At 35.4% G+C, this 1757-nt stretch carries 1 protein-coding gene; it reads left to right on the top strand.

All coding sequences use genetic code 11. The features are described 5' to 3' along the window. A partial coding sequence (locus B6D18_RS12275; protein WP_216818975.1) for a hypothetical protein occupies positions 1-1481 on the top strand: 1481 nt, incomplete at its 5' end. Between the last annotated feature and the right edge of the window lie 276 nt (positions 1482-1757).

The raw sequence follows: 1757 nt of genomic DNA, 5'->3' as shown, positions 1-1757 counted from the left end.
CTCATTATTGCAATCAAGGTTTAGTCTTTTCTGATAATTTATATTTTCGCCAATTTTTGCGGTCTTTTTTATTTTTGCCGTTTTTTAGAGTTTTCGCCGTCACTTTAGTTTTATTATTTTCATTTAACAGTCATGCATTATCGGCGCATACAACCAATGTCATTCATGGTAATGCGCCTTATTTAACCTTTGACGGTGGCCGTACTCGTGCAACAGATGCAAATAGTTTGTTGGGAATCACTCTATCTGATGGTAGACAAATTACCCCTAATACCAATAATTCGTGGGCAATGCCGATAGAATTACCCCGATTTGGTGAAAGTTTTGCAGATATAGGTATGTTAGTACCAACCAATACTAATACAATCGCATTAAGTACACTTATTGGTGCACCTTATAACTATTGGCGAGATGATGATGGTGATGGCCAAGAAAATAATGGTATTTCAGCTACAGGTAATTTAACCTTAACAATTTTAGATAACAATAATCAAGTTGTTGCGCGTAATCATGTTTTAACGGTTTGTAAGGCACCATATAAAGTCATATTAGCAAGTACTAATGGCATATTAAGTACTCTGTATGGTGCTCCTAATCGTAGTGATTTTAACGCGAGTAATGCTACATATTTCATTAATCCTAAAGCATCACCAACAGTTTGTTTTGCCAGACCTAACCTAAGATATGGTGGAGCAAATGATGTAGTTAATGGTGATATTGTAGACTTCCGTGGTCCTGAATGGATGTGGGATAGTAATAAAGGTTTTCTAACTCAGTCAACGACACCGTCATCTTACCATTTAAATTTTCCAACTACAGGCGCTAATAATTTATACTTTTATTTAGAAATTGTTGGTTATAATGGAGCTTTGACGTGGGCTCCAGTCACGCGAAGTGGGATTACCGCTACTATGAGGTATACGAATAATAATATTGTTCATGTTAGATTAACCGGTCCAGTAGCTAGTCGTTCACAAGCATTTTCAGATTCTCCAGATCCGATAACAAAACCTAGTTTACCGCAAACTTTTGAACTAATCGGTAGAGATGATAGTGGTAATGAAGTAGTCAAATATGGTTTTGTTTTACAACAGTGGTTTGTTAATCGTTATTTTGTGAGTAGTAATTGGAAGGAAGCAAAATTATGGTGCAATGACATTGGTTATCGTCTTCCACAAGTAAAAGATTTAACCAATGCTTCTTGTCAAGGAACGTTATCTGGCTCTCATTGTGTAGGTGCTGTCGGCGCAACGCCACCATCGCCTAATAATCGCTATCAACGTATAATTAGGGCCGGTTTTTTCTCGGAATGGGGGTTTATGTCTGACTATGGTCTCGCTGATTTCAAAAATACCTTTTATTGGACAAGTGATCTACTTAGACAAGGAACCGGATTAACCCCATATGTTGTATTTTCAGATGATGCAGATGTTTCTAGAAAGATAATGCAGAGATCTATGAGTGTGTGTGTAACACCTTAGTTGTTAATTTTTGATTAATTAACTAACTTTAATAATAAATATACTTTAGTTAAAAACTAATAATGATTGTATAGGAATAAGCCAGTCCATACCAAGATGGTATGGGTTGGCTTAAATAGCAAAAAGTAATAAGTAAGCGAAACATGATCTTTACAAAAGTTAACAATTTAACTTCTAAAAAGCAGTTGCATTGGTTATTTTCAGTCACTATACTTTTAGCAGATTTTAAGTACAATAATCGACTGGGATTTAGTCGAACAGACTTAAAAAAGTTAA

The organism is Gilliamella sp. A7, from assembly GCF_002142015.1.
GTDB classification, from domain to species: domain Bacteria; phylum Pseudomonadota; class Gammaproteobacteria; order Enterobacterales; family Orbaceae; genus Gilliamella; species Gilliamella apis_A.
This window is presented reverse-complemented; position numbering and strand designations above follow the sequence as displayed.